We start from the raw sequence: 17,390 nt of genomic DNA on the forward strand, positions 1-17,390 counted from the left end.
CTAAGACAATATAAGGCAGGATTAATCCGCCATTTTCTCACAGGCACAGAATGTATTCACACGCGTTTTCGTTTTTGTTCGTTGCTTTTTTAACATTAACCCTGGTGGTGCGCTTCTGGCTCGCCTCGCGCCATATCCGCCATGTGCTGCAAAACCGCGCCGCCGTGCCTGCCGATTTCGCAGAAAGAATCCCGCTGGCCGCCCACCAGAAGGCTGCTGATTACACCATTGAGCGCACCAAACTCGGGCTGCTCAGCATGATGGTGTCCAGCATTGCGCTGATCGGCTTTACCCTGCTCGGTGGCCTGCAATGGCTGTCGGCTACCCTGTTCAACGCCACTGGCGGCGGCATGACTTACCAGCTTGGGCTGATCATCGCCTTCGGCCTGGTGTCGGGCCTGATTGACCTGCCGCTGGATTACTACCGCCAGTTCACGCTGGAAGAGCGCTTCGGCTTCAACAAGATGAGCAAGCGCCTGTTCTTCATTGACCTGCTCAAAGGAGTGGGCATCGCTGGCGTGATCGGCCTGCCGCTGGTGTGGGTCATCCTGGTACTGATGGAAAAATCGGGCAGCCTGTGGTGGCTGTATGCCTGGTTCGTGTGGTGCGGCTTCCAGCTGCTGGTGATGGCGCTCTACCCTAACCTGATTGCACCGCTGTTCAACAAATTCACGCCGCTGGCCGACGAATCGCTGAAACAGCGTATCGAGGGCTTGATGAAGCGCGTCGGTTTCGCATCCAAGGGCTTGTTCGTGATGGACGGTTCCAAACGCAGCGCGCATGGCAATGCCTACTTCTCAGGTTTCGGTGCGGCCAAGCGCATCGTGTTCTACGACACCCTGGTATCCAGCCTGTCGCCGCAGGAGGTTGAAGCGGTGCTGGCGCATGAACTGGGCCACTTCAAGCTGAAACACATCATCAAGCGCATCGTGGTCATGTTCGGCCTGTCGCTTGGCTTCCTTGCCTTGCTGGGCTACCTGAAAGGCCAGCTCTGGTTCTACACCGGCCTGGGCGTGAACCCGATCATCGTGCCCGGCCAGGCCAACGACGCACTGGCGCTGCTGCTGTTCATGCTGGTGCTGCCGGTATTCACCTTCCTGTTTGGCCCATTGACCTCGCTCAGCTCGCGCAAGCACGAATTCGAGGCCGATGCCTTCGCCGCCAAGCATACCGACGCGCGCGACCTGGTGTCGGCGCTGGTCAAGATGTACGAGGATAATGCCTCGACCCTGACCCCTGATCCGCTGCACTCGGCCTTCTACGATTCGCACCCGCCCGCCAGCGTGCGGATCCGTCAACTCAATCTGGCGGTATCCCAATGACAGCGAATATCCACACCGCGGCCGATTTGCGCGCCCTGCGCTGCAGCCACCAGACGCAGGCCCTGGATGCAGCCGAAGCGCTGCGCCTGTGCCAGCTGCTCGATGGCTGGAGCATGGCCAGCGGCAAGCTGGTGAACACCTTCGGCTTCAACAACTACTACGAGACCATGGCTTTTGTGAATGCGCTGGCCTACATCTCCCATCGCGAAGACCATCACCCTGAGCTGGTGGTGGGCTACAAGACCTGCCAGGTGCGCTATGACACGCACTCGGTGAACGGCTTGTCGATCAACGATTTCATCTGCGCCTCCAAGGCCGATGCACTGGGCCAGGCATGAGCAAGGGAACCAAACGAACCGGCACCATCATCGCAGCCCACGGTCGCCACTACCTGGCGGAAGCGGAGGGCCAGCGCCTGCAATGCGTCACGCGCGGCAAGAAGACCAATGTGGCAGTGGGCGATTTCGTCGACCTGACCCTGACTTCGCCCGACCAGGCGGTGATCGACAAGATCCAGGAGCGCAAGACGCTGCTGTACCGCTCCGACCAGTACAAGTCCAAGCTGCTGGCAGCCAATGTAGACCAACTGTTCATCGTGGTCGCGACGGAACCAAGTTTCTCGGACGACCTGGTGTCGCGCGCCCTGGTGGCGGCGGAGGCGGCCGGCATCCACGTGCGCCTGCTGCTGAACAAGGTCGACGTGACCGAAATGCTGGAACATGCGCGCAAGCGCCTGCAGGTGTATTCGGCCATGGGCTATGAGGTGATCGAAGTGTCGGCTACCGGCCAGCCGGAGCAGACCGGCGCCACCCTGGCGCCGCTGCTGCAGGGGCACTCCTCGATCCTGATCGGCCAGTCCGGCATGGGCAAATCGTCCCTGATCAACATCCTGGTGCCGGACGCCGATATCGCCACCCGCGAAATCAGCGAGGCGCTGGATACCGGCAAGCACACCACGACCTTCACCCGCCTGTACCACGTGGGCCCCGATTCAAGTGTGATCGATTCGCCGGGCTTCCAGGAATTCGGCCTGTACCACCTGAGCGAAGGCATGCTGGAACGGGCCTTCCGCGATTTCCAGCCCTATCTGGGCGCCTGCCGGTTCTACAACTGCCGGCACCTGAGCGAGCCGCAATGCGCGGTACTGGAGGCTGTCGGCGAAGGCAAGATCGCGAAAATGCGGCATACGCTGTACGGCCAGCTGTTGCACGAGTCCTCGCAAACGCTTTATTGACGGGACGCCGATGCAGCTTCTGTTTGCCGATGACGATGCGGTTGCGCAGTGGGAGCTTGAGCTCCTGCCCCTGCGTGGCGTTATGCGGCTTCCAGTGCTGCTGCCGCTGGCCTGGCATTTGCGGCAACGCGACGGCAAGCGCGCGCAGGAACTGGCGCGCGAAGCGGCTGCCCTGGCGTCCGCCGCCCAGTTGCCGGATATTGCGCGCGCCGGCCTGGAAGCGCGCCTGCTCTTGGTGGACGCTGAAATCCGCTGGCTGCTCGGCGAACTCGATGTCGCCTGGGCCCTGGCGGCCCGCGCCATGGAGGCATTCGAAACCCATAACGACTGCATCGGCCGCGCCGACACCCATTGGCTGAAAGCGTGGATCTCCGTCGACCGCGGCAACCACGGCCAGCGCGATGCGGAACTGGAGGCGTGTTCGCTCTGGGCCCATCAGGCCGGCGACCAGCAGCGCGCCACCATCGCCGATGCGGTCCAGGCGCGCTGGGCGGCCTTGCGCGACCTGCACGCCGCCACCGAGCGCTGGGGTTCGCGCTTCGACCTTGCCGAAGATGTGGCGCCCAGCGTCGATTGCTGGATCAACGATTTCTTCGCCATCGCCGCCAGCCAGGCCGGCGACATCGGCAATTCCGCCGGCTTTTACATCCGCAGCCATGAGGCGGCGCTGGAAACGGGCCAGGTCCGCGCCGCCGCCACCGCCGCCATCAATATCGCCGAGAAGTTTTCGCAATTGAACGACCACCACTCCGGCCTGGAGTGGATGCAGCGTGCCATGGAGCTGGCCAAGCCCACCGGCTGGCCGCGCAGCATCGGCTCCTGCCTGGTGCACACGGCCGATATCGTGCGCCGCCTGGGCCGCCTCGACGCGGCGGAAGACTTGCTGCGCGAAGCGCTGGTGATCCTGGCGCCGCAGGCGAACGGGCGCACCTACGCGATCGCCCTGCAGCACCTGGGCGAACTGTGCCTGGACAAGAAGGATTATGGCGAAGCGCTGGACGCCTTCCAGCGCCTGTCGGAGCGCGCCGAGGCCCTGCAGCAGGGCGACTTCAAGATCGTGGCCCTGCGCGGCCAGGCCCACGCCCTTTGCTACCTCAATCGTTCGCTGGAAGCGCTGGACATGGCGCAGCTGGCGGTGGAGCGCGCCGCGCGCCACCACAATGCCTTCCACCACGTGGCCGCGCTGCGCGTGCTGGCACTGATCCACGGCCAGCTCCAGCTGTCGGCGCCGCCCGGCATGGAGGCGCCGAACGCGCGCCTGCACTACCTGCACAAGGCGCTGGAAGCGGCGCAGACCATCAAGGGCTACACGGTGCCGGGCGACCTGTATGACGCACTGGGCGCCGAGTATGCGCGCCTGGGCGACTTTGCCCGCGCGTATGAAATGGCGACTGCCGCCAGCGCCGCGCGCGAAAAGACCCATACACTGGAAGCCACCAGCCGCGCCATCGCCATGCAGGTGCACCACCAGACCGAGCAGGCGCGCGCGGAAGGCCTGCACCACCGCGAGCTGGCCATGTCCGAGGCACGCCGCGCCGAAGTGCTGCAGCAGACCAGCAAATTGCTGGAACGCCTGTCCGCCATCGGCCAGGAAATCACGACCCACCTCGATGCGGGCGCCGTGTTCCAGGCACTGGACCGCCACACCCACGCCCTGCTGTCGGCCAATACTTTCGCGGTCTACCTGGTCGACCCGGCGGGCCGCCAACTGGAACGCGCTTTCGGCGTGGAAGCGGGCCAGGCCCTGCCCCGCAACGCGATTCCGCTGGTGCACCCCACTGCCTACACCGCGCAATGCCTGCGCGAGCGGCGCGAGGTGTACATCGACCAGATCCCGGCTGAGCGCGACAGCACGGTGACACCCGGCACGGCAGCCAGCCGCAGCGCGCTGTACGTGCCGTTGCTGGTGGGCGAACGGGCGCTGGGCGTGATGACGGTGCAAGCGATGCACGCCAACGCCTACGGTGAACGGGAGCGCCTGATTTTCCGCACGCTGTGCGCATATGGCGCCATCGCCCTGGATAACGCGCTCGCCTACCGGCAGCTGCAGGAGGCCCAGTCGCAACTGGTGTCGCAGCAAAAACTGGCGGCCCTGGGCGCGCTGATGGCCGGCGTGGCGCACGAATTGAATACGCCGATCGGCAACAGCCTGCTGATTGCCAGTACGCTGGAGCAGAAAACCACCGAACTGGAAGAGGTGGTCAACGGCCGCGGGCTGCGCAAGTCCGAACTGCTGGCCTTCATCGACGATGCGCGTACCGCTTCCACCCTGGTGATGCGCGGCCTGCACAGCGCCGCCGACCTGGTGTCGAGCTTCAAGCAGGTGGCGGTCGACCGCACCACCGAGCAGCGGCGCATCTTCAACCTGCACCAGGTGACGCATGAAGTGGTGGCCACGGTGATGAACCGCATCCGCAAGGACGGCCACCAGATCGAATTCGAGGTGCCGGAGCTGATCATGCTGGACAGCTACCCCGGCCCCTTCGGCCAGGTCATCACCAACCTGATCAACAACGCCCTGCTGCACGCCTTCGACAGGCGCGAAGGCGGCCAGCTGCACCTGGCGGCGGCGACGCCGCAGGAAGGGCGCGTGCTAATATCGTTCACTGACAACGGCGGCGGCATCGCGCCGGAGAACCTGACGCGCATATTCGACCCGTTTTTCACCACCAAACTGGGGCAAGGCGGCTCGGGGCTGGGGTTATCGATCAGTTACAACATCGTCACTTCCCTGCTGGGCGGCCAGATCGCCGTCGACAGCGGCGCCACAGGCACCACGTTCACGCTGGACCTGCCGTTATCGGCGCCGCGGCATGACCCCGAACGCCCGGCCACGATTTATTGAAATGCCCGTATAATCTTTAGTCCACCGCAGCAAAACTTTGCAAAGATGTCTATACCACCTAAAAGCATCAAGCACTATCTCCAGTTCAACGACCTGACCCTGGAGGAGTACGAATATGTGATCGCCCGCGCAGCGGAAATCAAGCGCAAGTTCAAGGCCTACGAGATTTACCACCCGCTGATCGACCGCACCCTGGTCATGGTGTTCGACAAGAACTCGACCCGTACCCGCCTGTCCTTCGAGGCCGGCATGCACCAGCTGGGCGGCGCTGCGATCTACCTGAATACCCGCGATTCCCAGCTGGGCCGCGGCGAGCCGGTGGAAGACGCGGGCCAGGTCATGTCCCGCATGTGCGACATCATCATGGTGCGCACCTTCGGCCAGGACATCATCGAGCGTTTCGCAGCCCATTCGCGCGTGCCGGTGATTAACGGCCTGACCAACGAACACCATCCATGCCAGGTCTTTGCCGACATCTTCACCTTTATCGAGCATCGCGGCTCGATCAAGGGCAAGGTCGTGGCCTGGGTGGGTGATGCCAACAATATGCTGTACTCCTGGCTGCAGGCGGCCGAAGTGTTCGGTTTCCACGTCAATGTCTCTACGCCCCACGGCTACGACATGGACATGTCGCTGGTATCGACCGACCGCTACACCTTCTTCGCCAACCCGTCCGATGCCTGCGAAGGCGCAGACCTGGTCAACACCGACGTCTGGACCTCGATGGGCTACGAAGAGGAAAACGCCGCCCGCCTGAAGGCCTTCGACGGCTGGATCGTCGATTCCGCCAAGATGTCCCGCGCCAAGCCGGAAGCCCTGTTCATGCACTGCCTGCCGGCCCACCGCGGCGAAGAAGTCGCGGCCGAAGTCATCGACGGCCCGCAATCCGTGGTCTGGGACGAAGCGGAAAACCGCCTGCACGTGCAGAAGGCCCTGATCGAATATCTCTTGCTCGGCAAGATCGCCTCCGAACACCCAACTGACTGAGAAAACCATGAGTGACGTTAAAAAAGTAGTCCTCGCCTACTCCGGCGGCCTGGACACCTCCGTGATCCTGAAATGGCTGCAGGACAACTACCACTGCGAGATCGTGACCTTCACCGCCGACCTGGGCCAGGGTGAAGAGCTGGAGCCGGCACGCGCCAAGGCGCTGAAGTTCGGCATCAAGCCTGAGAACATCTTCATCGACGACGTGCGCGAAGAGTTCGTGCGCGACTTCGTGTTCCCTATGTTCCGCGCCAACACCGTGTACGAAGGCGAATACCTGCTGGGCACCTCGATCGCGCGTCCGCTGATCGCCAAACGCCTGATCGAAATCGCCAACCAGACCGGCGCCGACGCCATCTCGCACGGCGCCACCGGCAAAGGCAACGACCAGGTCCGCTTCGAACTGGGCGCCTATGCGCTGAAGCCGGGCGTGCGCGTGATCGCTCCATGGCGCGAGTGGGACCTGCTGTCGCGCGAAAAGCTGCTGAAATACGCGGAAGACGCCGGCATCGCCGTCGACATGAAGCACAAGAACGGCGGCGCGCCATACTCGATGGATGCCAACCTGCTGCACATCTCCTTCGAAGGGCGCCACCTGGAAAACCCAAGCGCCGAAGCCGAAGAATCGATGTGGCGCTGGACCGTCAGCCCGGAAGCGGCGCCGGACCAGCCGGAGTACCTGGACATCGAATTCGAAAAGGGCGACATCGTGGCCCTGAACGGCAGCCGCATGTCGCCTGCCACCGTGCTGACTGAGCTGAACCGCCTGGGCGGCAAGCACGGCATCGGCCGCCTGGACCTGGTGGAAAACCGCTACGTCGGCATGAAGTCGCGCGGCTGCTACGAAACCCCTGGCGGCACCATCATGCTGAAGGCGCACCGCGCCATCGAGTCGATCACCCTGGACCGCGAAGTGGCCCACCTGAAGGACGACCTGATGCCGCGCTACGCTTCGCTGATTTACAACGGCTACTGGTGGGCGCCGGAGCGCGTTGCGCTGCAAACCCTGATCGACCACACCCAGGCAACCGTGAACGGCTGGGTACGCGTCAAGCTGTACAAGGGCAATGTGATCGTGGTGGCCCGCGATTCGAAGACCGATTCGCTGTTCGACCAGACCATCGCCACCTTCGACGAGGACGGCGGCGCCTACAACCAGGCCGACGCCGGCGGCTTCATCAAGCTCAACGCGCTGCGCATGCGCATCGCCGCCAACGCACGCAATAAGCGCGGCCAGTAAGCTGCTCCCCCGCTTCGCCAAGACGGGCCGCTTTGCGCGGCCCGTTTTTTTTGCTACATTGCCTTGGAAGAAAGCCCCTCGTCCCCGGAGACCAGCGCATGAATAATCTAAGTATTAAAAATAAACTGTACATCGGCTTCGGCAGCATAGTGGCAATCATCTTGCTACTGTTGGTCCTGGCCTATAACAATTTCGCCAGCCTGACCGATGCGAACAGGTGGGACAGGCACACGATGGAAGTGCTGATCGAGCTTGACCGGATCAACAGCGTATCGTTGCAGATCCAGGTCGATGCGCGCGGCTACATCCTCACCGGCAGCGAGTCCTTGATCGCCAGCGAGCGCGAAAACGGGGAACTGCTGAAGCAGCATGTCGTGAAAGCGGTCCAGCTTACCGCCGATAACCCGCAGCAGAACGAGCGTTTGAAGCGCGCGCAGGCTTTATTGGCCACCTGGGCCGACGTCAACATCCGGCGCCAGATCGACAAGCGGCGCGCGCTTGGCGAAACCAAGGGCGCGGCTGAAGTCCTGGGGCAGTCCTCGGAACTGAAGGAAGCCGGCGCGATTGTCAACAGCGCGCGCGAGCTGCTGGAGCAGGCTGCCGAGGAAGAGCGCCGCCTGTTGGCGGAACGCAGCACCAAGGCAGTCGACCTGCACACCAGCCAGAATAACCTGATCATTGGCGGCGGCGCCGCCGTGGTCGTGCTTTCGCTGCTGATCTCCTATACGCTCGGCCGCGCGATCCTGGGACCGTTGAGCAACCTGACCGCAGCGCTGGCCCGCCTGGGCAGCGGCGATCAGGCGGCACGCACGGAGGTGACCTCCGGCGATGAACTGGGCAAGGTCAGCGAGGATTTCAACAAGATGGCCCAGCAACTGCAGGATTCGAGCCAGCGCGAGGTGGAGCAGACCAACCAGTTGCGCGCAAAAGTCGACGCCCTGCTTGAATCCGTGTCGCGCGCGGCCGGCGGCGACATGACCGGCAAGATCACCGTCACCGGCGACGATGCGATCGGCCAGCTCGGCGAAGGCCTGCAGCGCATGTTCGACAACCTGCGCCAGTTGCTGAACAACGTGCAGAAAGCCGGCATCCAGGTCACCACCTCGGCTACCGAGATTGCTGCCTCGGCCAAGCAGCAGGAAGCAACCGGCGTCGAACAGGCGCAGACTTCGGTGGAAGTGCTGAGCACGACCAAGGAGATTTCTTCGAACACTGCGCAGCTCCTGAAAACCATGGAAGATGCGACTGCGGTAGCCGACTACACGACCAGCGCCACGTCCGAAGCGCAAGGCAACCTGCGCCGCATGGACCAGACCATGCAAAACATGGTCAACGCCACCGACTCGATCAATGCCAAGCTGGCGGCCTTGTCGGAAAAGGCTTCCAACATCAACTCCGTGCTGACCACCATTACCAAGGTGGCCGACCAGACCAATATCCTGTCGCTGAATGCCGCCATCGAGGCCGAGAAGGCCGGTGAAGCAGGACGCGGCTTCTCGGTGGTGGCAACTGAGATCCGGCGCCTGGCCGACCAGACCTCGGTGTCGACCTGGGATATCGAACAGATGCTGAAGGAAATGCAGTCGGCCGTCTCGGCCAGCGTGATGGGCATGGACAAGTTCTCGGAAGAGATCCGCCGCAGCGTGGGCGAAGTACGCCAGGTGACCGACCAGTTGTCGGGCGTGATGGACCAGGTGCAGAAGCTGGCGCCGCAATTCGACGCCGTGCTGCAAGGCATGCAGGCGCAGGCGGTCGGGGCGCAGCAGATCACCGAGACCATGATGCAGCTGAACGATGCCACGCAGCAGACCGTTGAGTCGCTGAAGGCTACCAGCGAAGCCGTGCACCAGCTGCAATATGCGGCCGGCGACCTGCAATCGAGCGTCTCCACTTTCGCCGTGAACGCATGAGAGTATTAGTCTTCCACATTGGCGCCGACCGCTACGGCCTTCCGTTGCGGCAGGTGCGGCGCGTGCTGCCCTTGCTGGAGCTGAAGGGTATTCCGCTGGCGCCGGACTGTGTGGCGGGCTTGCTCAACCTGCACGGCGACCCGATGCCGGTGATCGACCTGTCGCGCATCAGCGGCGGCGCGCCGGCGCGCCAGCATTTCGACACCCGCATCGTACTGGTCGATTACACGGCGCCCGGTGGCAAGGTGTACGCGCTGGGGCTGATGGCCGAGCGCGTACAGGGCGTGCAGGACGTTTCGACGCAGGACCTGGCGCCAAGCGGCGTGCAGGGCGCTCCTTTCCTGGGCCGCGTGGCTGGCGATGCGAAAGGCCTGGTGCAACTGGTCGAGGTGAACGACCTGCTGCCGGCCGAGTTGCGGGCGCGCCTGTTCCCGGCGCAGGCTGAAGCCATATGAATGTGCTTTCCACATTGCGCCGCCTGACCGGCATGAACCTGGCCCGCAGCACGGTCGAACAGGCGGTGAAGCGGCGCATGCAGGCCACTGGTGAAACGGTGCGCAAGGCTTATGCCGACCAGCTTGGCGAGGCGGAGCTGCGCGAGCTGGTGGAACTGGTGGTGGTGCCGGAGTCCTGGCTGTTCCGCGATCCGCAAGCGTTTGCAGCGGCGGCCGCGTTCGTGCGCCAGCGGCTGGCCGAAGGGGCCAAAGTCGTACGCATCCTGTCCGTGCCCTGTGCCGGCGGCGAGGAGCCTTATTCCATGGCGATGGCCTTGTGCGATGCTGGCGTAAAACCACAATCGTTCGTGATCGACGCCGTGGATATCAGCGCAGCCTGCATTGCGCGCGCCGAAGCGGGCATATTCGGGCGCAACGCTTTTCGCGGCCAGGATTTGTCGTTCCGCGAGCGCTATTTCACCTGCTCCGGCGACGATGAACTGTACCGCATCAACGATGCGCTGCGGGCGCGCATCCGCTTCGGCCGGGGCAGCATACTGGAAGGCGAGCTTGGCTCGGCGCGCCAGTACGACGTCATTTTCTGCCGCAACCTGCTGATCTATTTCGATGAGCAGACCACCGCCGCCGCCATCGAGCGCCTGTCGGAGCACCTGTCCAGTGACGGCATGATCCTGGCGGGGTACGCGGAGGTGCCGTCTTTCGTCCGCCACGGCTTTTCGCCCCTCCCGCACCGCCAGGCATTCGCCCTGCGCAAGGACATCAAGCGGCCTGGCGCCCCTGCCCGCGCCGCCCTGCCCGCCGGCGCCGATCGCACGCAACGCCCCGCGGGCCAAGCCGCCGTCCCGTCCGGCGCCCGGCAGCACCCGGCGGCCGCGCCTGGCGCTGCACGCCCCAGCGTCCGGCCCAGCGGCACCGCGCCGGCCGCGCCAGCCGCTACACCGCCGATGGCCGCCGCCGGCGACCAGTCCCTGCTCGCGCATGCGCGCAAGCTGGCCGACGCCGGAAAACCGCAGGAAGCCGCCGCCGCCTGCCGCGAATTCCTCGCCCGGCAGCCCGAATCGGCCGACGCTTATTTCATCCTCGGCGTGCTGGCAGAAACTGCCGGCAAACCAGGCGACGCCGAAACGCACCTGAAACGCTGCATCTACCTGCAGCCGGACCATTACGAAGCCCTGTGCCACCTGGCCCTGCTGCAAGAGCAAGGCGGCAACAGCAGCGCCGCCGCCACGCTGAAGGCACGTGCGGCGCGCGCCTTCCAGCGCCAGCAGCCATAGTGATAGCCGACGAGAACAAATGACTGACCAAATCCAAGACCTGGACGCCTGCTGGAACCGAATCGGCATCGCCGGCGACCATAGCTGCGAAGTCCTCGACAAGGCAGTCCACTGCCGCAATTGCGGGGTGTACGCCGATGCGGCGCTGCGCAACCTGCAGCGCCCGGTCAATCCCGGCTACCTGCGCGAATGGGCGGAACACTTCCGCGCCCCGCAGGACGCAGGCGCGCGCCACGACAGCTCCTGCGTCGCCTTCCGCATTGGCCGTGAATGGCTCGCCCTGCCGACCCATATGTTCCAGCAGATTGCGCCGAAAGCCATTCCGCACCGCCTGCCCCACCGCGACGCACGCGGCTTGCGCGGCGTGGTGAACGCAGGTGGCAAGCTGTATCCCTGCATCTCCCTTGCCGAATTGCTGGGAGTCGACGAATCCGGCGGCGAGGCGAGCGCCGGCCGCCATACCTTCGCCCGCATGCTGCTGGTGCAATGGGAAAGCCAGGTGTACGCCCTGCCAGTGGCCGAACTGCACGGCATCATCCGCTATTCCGCCGGCGACCTGAAAGCGCCGGCCGCCACCATCAACAAGGGCATTCAGCGTTACCTGGCCGGCGTACTGCCGCACCAGGACATGCAGGTCGGCTGCCTGGACGATAGCCTGCTCGGCTACCAACTCGCGAGGACCTTGCGATGAGCGACAAGAAGGACGACCTGAGCCAGTTCTCCATGCTCGACCTGTTCCGTATGGAGGCCGACAGCCAGACCCAGATCCTGACCGACGGCCTGCTTGCCTTCGAGCGCCAAAACGACCCGGCCGCCGTTGAATCCATGATGCGCGCCGCGCATTCGATCAAGGGCGCCGCGTCCATCGTCGGGCTGGAGATGATCGTGCAGCTTGCGCACGGCATGGAGGACGCGTTCCTCGCCGCCCAGGCGGGCAAACTCAAACTGGCGCCGAACCGGGTCGACGCCCTGCTGGCGGGGGTCGACCTGATCGTGCAGTGCTCGCGCGTCAACGGCGACCTCGATGCGTGGCTGGCAGCCAACAGCGCCCAGGTCAGCAAAACCATGAATGATGTGCAGGGCATTGCTTTCCTGCCGGAGCCGGTGCTGCTGCCGCCCATAGCCTTTGCACCGGCTGCGCCGGCGCCGGCCGAGGCGCCGGTTCTTGCGCTGGAAGCCGCGCCGGCCGACGCGGTTGCCGAACAGCCGGTCCCGGGCCGCAGCCTGCCGCCGATGAAAAACGCGCAAAATTTCGACCGCCTGCTCGCGCTGGCGAGCGAAGCGCGCATCAACGCCCACCAGCTGCATCCGCTGATCCAGGGCATGCAGCGTTATAAGCGCAACCAGGCCGCCCTGTTCGCGGTACTGGAAGAGGTGATGGAAGCGGCCTCCCACAGCAGCGACCCGACACTGAAGGAAAAGGCCCTGCTGGCGATCCAGAAAAGCCAGCCGCTCAAGCAGTTCATGCTGGAGCACATCACCGACATGGAAAGCTACGAACGCCGCCTGCTGACGGGTTCGGAAAACATGGTCGATGAAGTACTGTCGCTGCGCATGCGCCCCTTCCGCGACGGCATCCAGCACTTTCCGCGCATGGTGCGCGACCTGGCCCGCAACCTGGGCAAGGATGTGGTGCTGCAGGTGGAAGGCGAAGACACCCTGGTCGACCGCGACATCCTGCTGCGCATCGAGGGCCCGCTGAACCACATGCTGCGCAACGCCGTCGACCACGGCATGGAGACTGCGCAGGAACGGCTTGCAGCCGGCAAGCCGGCTACCGGCACCATCGTGCTGGAGGCGCGCCACCGTGCCGGCATGCTGAATATTGAACTCAGCGACGACGGCCGTGGAGTCGACCCGGAAAAAATCCGCCGCAGCATCATCGAGCGCAAGATGGCCACCGAACAGATGGTGGCCGTCATGTCGCATGCGGAGCTGATGGAATTCCTGTTCCTGCCCGCCTTCAGCCTGAAAGGCGGCATTACCGAGATTTCCGGCCGCGGCGTGGGCCTGGACATCGTGCACGACACCATCCGCCAGCAAAACGGCACGGTGCGCATCGAATCCGAAATGGGCAAGGGTTTCCGCACCTCGATCACGCTGCCGCTCACACAGTCGATCGTGCGCGCCCTGGTGGTGGACGTCAAAGGCGAAGCCTACGCCGTCCCCATCGTCAAGGTGGAACGCGTCCTGATGGTGCCGCAAGGCGCCGTGCACACCCTGGAAAACAAACAGTTCTTCGACCATGGCGGCGAGCACCTGGGCCTGGTGGCTGCCGCCCAGGTGCTGCAACTGGGCGACATGGCGCATGCCGAGGAAATGCCGGTGGTGGTGATCGGCGGCAGCGCGCGCCGCTATGCCCTGGTCGTGGACAAGATCCGCGGCGAAGAAAGCCTGGCAGTACAAGCCATTGACCCGATTTTCGGCAAGATGCGCGATATTTCCGCCGCCGCCTTGCTGGATGACGGCGAGCCGGTGCTGATCCTGGACGTACCCGACCTGTTGCTTTCGGTCGAAAAGCTGCTGGAAGAAGGCGGCCTGCATCAACTTGCGCGCGCAGACCACGCCGGACGGCGTAGAATGAAACGCATCCTTGTCGTGGACGATTCGCTTACAGTGCGCGAAATGGAGCGTAAACTGCTCGCCGGGCGCGGTTTTGAAGTGGACATCGCCATCGACGGCATCGATGGCTGGAACGTGGTGCGCAGCGGCGATTACGACCTGGTCATCACCGACGTCGACATGCCGCGCATGGATGGCATCGAACTGGTCACCCTGATCAAGAAAGACCTGCACTTGCATAAGCTGCCCGTCATGATCGTCTCCTACAAAGACCGGCCGGAAGACCGCGCACGCGGCCTGGCCGCGGGGGCGGACTATTACCTGACCAAGGGCAGCTTCCACGACGAGACGCTGCTTGACGCAGTGTCCGACCTGATAGGCGACGCGTACCGATGAGGATAGGGATTGCCAACGACGTGCCGATGGCGGCAGAGGCGCTGCGGCGCGTGGTCGCCAGCACGCAGGAACACCAGGTTGCATGGATCGCCCGCACCGGTCTCGAAGCGGTATATAAATGCGCCACCGACCGTCCGGACCTGGTCCTGATGGACCTCAATATGCCGGAACTGGACGGGGTCGAAGCGACGCGCCGCATCATGGAGGAATGCCCGTGCGCCATCCTGGTGGTAACCGGGCGCCCGCAGGACAATGTCAACCAGGTGTTCCGCGCCCTGGGCGCGGGGGCGCTCGACGTGACGGCCACCCCGGTGCTGCAGGGGAAACAAGGCGGCGACGCCGAACTGCTGCACAAGATCAAGACCATGGACAAGTTGATCCGCCACAGCGGCGGCAACCAGTCCATGCCGCCGCGCCGCAACGCGGCCTTGCCGGTTTCGCGCGAAGTATCCCTCGACACCATGGTGGCAATCGGCGCCTCGACCGGCGGTCCAATGGCCGTAGCGCGCATCCTTGCCGGCTGGACCCCGCCGCCCAATTGCGCCGTCGTCGTGGTACAACATATCGACGAGAATTTTGCCGACCATTTTGCCAAATGGCTGTCGGAACAGCTCGCGGTGCCGGTGCGCGCAATCGAAAACCGCACTGCCCTGCAGGGTGGTATCGTCATGGTCGCAAAAAGCAACGACCACCTGGTACTGGATGAAAAGTACCAACTGGGTTACGATGCCAACCCGAAGGATTACGCCTACCGGCCTTCGGTCGACGTGTTTTTCAACTGCGTGGCACAGCACTGGAAAGGCGACGCAGTCGGCGTGCTGCTGACCGGCATGGGGCGCGATGGCGCCGAAGGCATGCTGGCGCTGCGCCGCGCGGGCAAGAACACCATTGCCCAGGACCAGGCCAGCTGCGCGGTATATGGCATGCCGCGCGCCGCGATCGAACTGGATGCGGCGCAAACCATCCTGCCTCTTGATAAGATCGGCCCATTCCTGCGAAGCACGATCGGAGGCAAACTGATTTAAAGGAAAGCGATGCCCGACGTACTCACCTTGAACCTGGAAACCGAGCCAAGCCTGACCCACTTCAAGGTGCGCGTGCTGCTGGTTGACGACCAGTTGATCATTGCGGAAGCGGTGCGGCGCATGCTGGCCGACCAGGACGACATCGAATTCCATTTCACCACCGACGCGCGGGAAGCGATCGCCTGCGCCAACTCGCTGCAGCCGACCGTGATCCTGCAGGACCTGGTGATGCCGGAAGTGGACGGCTTTGAACTGATCCGCCGTTTCCGCGCCGAGGAGATGCTGGCGCATGTGCCGATCATCGTGTTGTCGGCCCGCGAAGACCCCAAGCTGAAAGCACACGGCTTTGCCGTCGGCGCCAACGACTACCTGGTCAAGCTGCCCGACAAGCTGGAATTACTGGCGCGCGTGCGCCATCACTCGAATGCCCACATCCACCGCCTGCAGCGCGACCAGGCATTCCGCTTCCTGCGCGAGAGCCAGCAAAAACTCGCAGCGGCCAATGTGGAACTGCAAAAGCTGGCAGCGCTCGACCCCCTGACAGGCATTTCCAACCGCCGCCGTTTCGATGAAACCCTGGTGCTGGAATGGCAGCGCGGCCAGCGCGACAAGACACCCTTGTCGCTGCTGATGGTGGACGTCGACTTCTTCAAGCAATACAACGACAGCTACGGCCACCCGGCCGGCGACCTGGCGCTGAAGAAAGTGGCCGCGGTGATGACCGAAAACCTGAAGCGCCCGGCCGACCTGGTCACGCGCTACGGCGGCGAGGAGTTCGCCATCATCCTGCCCGAGACCGACAACGCCGGCGCCATGAACGTCGCCAGCGCCTGCCTGCGCCAGTTGGAGAAGCTGGAGATCGAGAACGCCAACGCCCTGCCCTACGGCGTACTGACCATGTCAATCGGCGTGCGGACGGTCGTACCGAGCAAGCAATCAACGTGGAGCGAACTGGTAGCAGCCTCCGACCGCGCCCTCTACGCCGCCAAAGCCGGCGGCCGCAACCGCGTCGTCAACGCCGAGTGAAATGTCCACTTCCGTTCCTGACCCCAAAGTGGACATTTTTAAATGAAGACTGGCTCGGGTTCGAGCGCTACGCCGTAGCGCTGGGCCACGTCGGCCTGGATGGCGGCGGCCAGCGCCTGTACTTCGGCGCCGGTGGCGCCGCCGTTGTTCACCAGCACCAGGGCCTGTTTCGGATAAACGCCCGCCGCGCCCATCGACTTGCCTTTCCAGCCGCATTGGTCGATCAGCCAGCCCGCCGCGAGTTTTTCGCTGCCGTCCGGCTGCCTGTGGTGCACCAGGGTCGGGAATTTCTCCAGCAGTTGCGCGCATTGTTCGGCGCTGACCACGGGATTCTTGAAAAAACTGCCGGCATTGCCGATGTCCGCCGGGTCGGGCAGCTTGCGGCGGCGGATGGCGATCACGGTATCCGCCACCTGCTGCGCCGTCGGCGCGGCCAGGCCCTGCTGCGCCACGGCGTTGGCCAGCTCGGCGTAGCGCAGGTTCGCCTGCCAGGCGCGCGGCAGTGCAAAGCTCACCTCCAGGATGATCAGCCCGCGGCCTTCGTGTTTGAACACGCTGTCGCGGTAGGCGAAGCGGCAGTCGGCGCCGTCCATCACCCGGACTTCGCCGCTGGCCGGGTCGAATGCGGTCAGCGACAGGAAGAACTCCTTGGTTTCCGCCCCATATGCCCCAATGTTCTGGATCGGGGCTGCACCCACGGTGCCCGGGATCAGCGACAGGTTTTCCAGGCCGCCAACGCCTTGCGCCAGGGTCCATTGCACGAAGTTGTGCCAGGTTTCGCCGGCGGCAGCGCGCACGTGGTGGTGGCTCGGGGTACCGGACAGGATGTCGCGGCCTTCTAGCGCAATATGCAGTACCAGGCCTGGAAAATCGCGCGTCAGCAGCAGGTTGCTGCCGCCGCCCAGCACCAGGCGCGGCATGGCAGCCAGTTGCGGATCGGCCAGGGCGCTGCGCAACAGTTCCACCGATGTCACGCGCAGGTAATGTTTGGCGCGTACATCAATACTGAATGTATTTAAATGCTTCAGTGGGTAGTCGTGCTGGAGAAAATCGGGGAAAGGCATGGGCAGATCAAGTTTTTGCTCGGTTATAGTGCAATTATGACAAAAACGAC

14 protein-coding genes are annotated in these 17,390 nt (G+C 63.9%); 13 read left to right on the forward strand and 1 reads right to left on the reverse strand.

Annotated elements, in window-relative coordinates; all coding sequences use genetic code 11:
- Positions 1 to 50: 50 nt before the first annotated feature.
- The 13 genes from ASD07_RS22245 to ASD07_RS22305 all read left to right on the forward strand — a co-directional run bounded on the left by ASD07_RS22245 (position 51) and on the right by ASD07_RS22305 (position 16,276).
- Positions 51 to 1,322 (forward strand): M48 family metallopeptidase, encoded by a 1,272-nt coding sequence (locus tag ASD07_RS22245; RefSeq protein ID WP_055935297.1) that lies wholly within the window; start codon positions 51 to 53, stop codon positions 1,320 to 1,322.
- Positions 1,319 to 1,660 carry a 4a-hydroxytetrahydrobiopterin dehydratase gene (locus ASD07_RS22250; RefSeq protein WP_055935299.1) on the forward strand — a complete coding sequence of 114 codons (342 nt, stop codon included), beginning with the start codon at positions 1,319 to 1,321 and terminating at the stop codon, positions 1,658 to 1,660. The genes ASD07_RS22245 and ASD07_RS22250 overlap by 4 nt, the downstream gene beginning before the upstream one ends.
- Entirely contained in the window at positions 1,657 to 2,556 is a 900-nt protein-coding gene (rsgA, locus tag ASD07_RS22255; RefSeq protein WP_055935301.1) for a ribosome small subunit-dependent GTPase A, read from the forward strand. Before ASD07_RS22250 ends, rsgA begins: the two co-directional genes overlap by 4 nt.
- Positions 2,557 to 2,566: 10 nt before the next feature.
- Positions 2,567 to 5,401, forward strand: coding sequence for an ATP-binding protein (locus ASD07_RS22260; RefSeq protein WP_055935303.1), 2,835 nt, complete (start codon positions 2,567 to 2,569; stop codon positions 5,399 to 5,401).
- A gap of 45 nt (positions 5,402 to 5,446) precedes the next feature.
- On the forward strand, positions 5,447 to 6,388 hold the full coding sequence (argF, locus tag ASD07_RS22265; RefSeq protein ID WP_055935305.1) for an ornithine carbamoyltransferase: 942 nt from the start codon (positions 5,447 to 5,449) through the stop codon (positions 6,386 to 6,388).
- A 7-nt stretch (positions 6,389 to 6,395) separates the two neighbouring features.
- Positions 6,396 to 7,628, forward strand: a complete 1,233-nt coding sequence (locus ASD07_RS22270) for an argininosuccinate synthase (protein WP_055935307.1) — start codon at positions 6,396 to 6,398, stop codon at positions 7,626 to 7,628.
- A 98-nt stretch (positions 7,629 to 7,726) separates the two neighbouring features.
- Positions 7,727 to 9,538 carry a methyl-accepting chemotaxis protein gene (locus tag ASD07_RS22275; protein WP_055935309.1) on the forward strand — a complete coding sequence of 604 codons (1,812 nt, stop codon included), beginning with the start codon at positions 7,727 to 7,729 and terminating at the stop codon, positions 9,536 to 9,538.
- Positions 9,535 to 9,993, forward strand: a complete 459-nt coding sequence (locus tag ASD07_RS22280; RefSeq protein WP_055935311.1) for a chemotaxis protein CheW — start codon at positions 9,535 to 9,537, stop codon at positions 9,991 to 9,993. The genes ASD07_RS22275 and ASD07_RS22280 overlap by 4 nt, the downstream gene beginning before the upstream one ends.
- Positions 9,990 to 11,267 carry a protein-glutamate O-methyltransferase CheR gene (locus tag ASD07_RS22285; protein ID WP_055935313.1) on the forward strand — a complete coding sequence of 426 codons (1,278 nt, stop codon included), beginning with the start codon at positions 9,990 to 9,992 and terminating at the stop codon, positions 11,265 to 11,267. The genes ASD07_RS22280 and ASD07_RS22285 overlap by 4 nt, the downstream gene beginning before the upstream one ends.
- A gap of 19 nt (positions 11,268 to 11,286) precedes the next feature.
- The gene (locus ASD07_RS22290; RefSeq protein ID WP_055935315.1) at positions 11,287 to 11,958 is read left to right on the forward strand and encodes a chemotaxis protein CheW; all 672 of its coding nucleotides are present in this window, start codon (positions 11,287 to 11,289) and stop codon (positions 11,956 to 11,958) included.
- Complete coding sequence (locus ASD07_RS22295; protein WP_055935317.1) at positions 11,955 to 14,225, forward strand: hybrid sensor histidine kinase/response regulator; 2,271 nt, start codon at positions 11,955 to 11,957, stop codon at positions 14,223 to 14,225. Before ASD07_RS22290 ends, ASD07_RS22295 begins: the two co-directional genes overlap by 4 nt.
- Entirely contained in the window at positions 14,222 to 15,250 is a 1,029-nt protein-coding gene (gene cheB, locus ASD07_RS22300; RefSeq protein ID WP_055935319.1) for a chemotaxis-specific protein-glutamate methyltransferase CheB, read from the forward strand. Before ASD07_RS22295 ends, cheB begins: the two co-directional genes overlap by 4 nt.
- A 9-nt stretch (positions 15,251 to 15,259) precedes the next feature.
- Entirely contained in the window at positions 15,260 to 16,276 is a 1,017-nt protein-coding gene (locus tag ASD07_RS22305; protein WP_055935321.1) for a diguanylate cyclase, read from the forward strand.
- 38 nt (positions 16,277 to 16,314) lie between these two features.
- Here the strand turns inward: ASD07_RS22305 and murB are convergent, their stop codons facing one another.
- Positions 16,315 to 17,340 (reverse strand): UDP-N-acetylmuramate dehydrogenase, encoded by a 1,026-nt coding sequence (gene murB, locus ASD07_RS22310; protein WP_055935323.1) that lies wholly within the window; start codon positions 17,338 to 17,340, stop codon positions 16,315 to 16,317.
- Positions 17,341 to 17,390: the final 50 nt, after the last annotated feature.

The sequence above is a fragment of the Duganella sp. Root336D2 genome (genome assembly GCF_001425005.1).
Lineage (GTDB): Bacteria > Pseudomonadota > Gammaproteobacteria > Burkholderiales > Burkholderiaceae_D > Rugamonas.